Source organism: Paraburkholderia sp. BCC1884 (genome assembly GCF_900996225.1).
Taxonomy (GTDB): domain Bacteria; phylum Pseudomonadota; class Gammaproteobacteria; order Burkholderiales; family Burkholderiaceae; genus Paraburkholderia.
In genome coordinates this window covers 1-1,275 of the sequence record NZ_CAAJGL010000077.1, presented here as the reverse complement: position 1 = coordinate 1,275, position 1,275 = coordinate 1, and the positions used below count along the sequence as shown (strand labels likewise).

The window sequence follows — 1,275 nt, the reverse complement described above, 5'->3', positions numbered from 1 at the left end:
TGTATGGAACTGGGACATAGGTAACAGGTGTATCGGGACATGGGTAACACTTCGGAAACGTTTTTTCCGGAGCTGGCCATGTCATGGAACCCGAGAGATACCGTGAACCTACGTCTGGAATTTGTTCAACTGGCCTTGCAGGACGGCGCGAACCGCCGCGAGTTGTGCCTGCGTTATGGCATCAGCGCGAAGACCGGTTACAAGTGGCTCAGGCGTTACGGCGAGTCAGGTGAGGCGGGTCTGGAGGATCGCTCCCGCAGGCCGCTATCCAGCCCGAATCGAACGGCCCCCGAGATCGAGCAGCGTGTGGTTGCGCTGCGTAAGGAACATCGATGGGGTGGACGCAAACTCGAGCGGCGTCTGCGCGATCTTGAAGAGCCCGTTGTGCCCACGGCCGGTACCATGACCCGGATACTGCATCGGCACGGCCTGATCACGCCGGAGGCATCACAGGCCGCGACAGCCTGGAAGCGCTTCGAGCACGAGCAGCCCAACGATCTCTGGCAGATGGACTTCAAGGGGTGGATCGAACTCGTCGACGGCCGGCGCTGCTCACCGCTGACCGTGCTCGATGACCATTCGCGCTTCAACATCGTACTCGACGCCTGCGGGCCGACCGACACACCGACCGTGCGCAGGCGGCTGCGTGAGGCATTCCGCCGATACGGGCTGCCCTTGCGTATCAATGCCGATAACGGCTCACCGTGGGGAAGTCCGGCGCAGCCGGGCCAGCTCACCACGCTGGGCATCTGGCTGATCCGTCTGGGGGTGAGACTCTCGTACAGCCGTCCGGCACATCCCCAGACCAACGGCAAGGAAGAACGGTTTCACCGGACGCTGAAGGCCGAACTGCTCAACGGCCGGCACTTTGCCAGCATGCGTGGCGCGCAGCGCGCATTCGACAACTGGCGTATCGTCTACAACACACAACGCCCCCATCAAGCGCTGGACATGGCCACGCCAATCACGCGTTACCGCTCCAGTGCGCGCACCTATCCTGAGCGGCTACCGCCGCTTCAGTACGGCGATGCAGACACGGTCGTGCGCGTGCGCATCAATGGCGATCTGCGGTTCATGTCCCGACGCTTCAAGGTCTCAAGCGCGCTGGATAACCTGCCGGTGGCCATCCGGCCGAGTACCACGCACCCTGACTGCTACGACCTTTACATCGCCCATCATCACTTCCACACCATCGACATGAACATGACGGAATGACCGGATAAATGTGTTACCCATGTCCCGTTACGGGTGTTACCCATGTCCCGAGTCCATACA

The 1,275-nt window shown here is 61.5% G+C and carries 1 protein-coding gene; it reads left to right on the top strand.

The genetic code is table 11. The features are described from left to right. Positions 1-78 precede the first annotated feature (78 nt). Positions 79-1,215: an IS481 family transposase gene (locus FQ705_RS15405; RefSeq protein WP_144142538.1), complete on the top strand. Its 1,137-nt coding sequence runs from the start codon at positions 79-81 to the stop codon at positions 1,213-1,215. Positions 1,216-1,275 lie beyond the last annotated feature (60 nt).

What these genes read in the sequence shown, in the direction of transcription:
- FQ705_RS15405 (WP_144142538.1), top strand. Translation starts at nt 79, where the DNA reads ATGTCATGGAACCCGAGAGATACCGTGAACCTACGTCTGGAATTTGTT.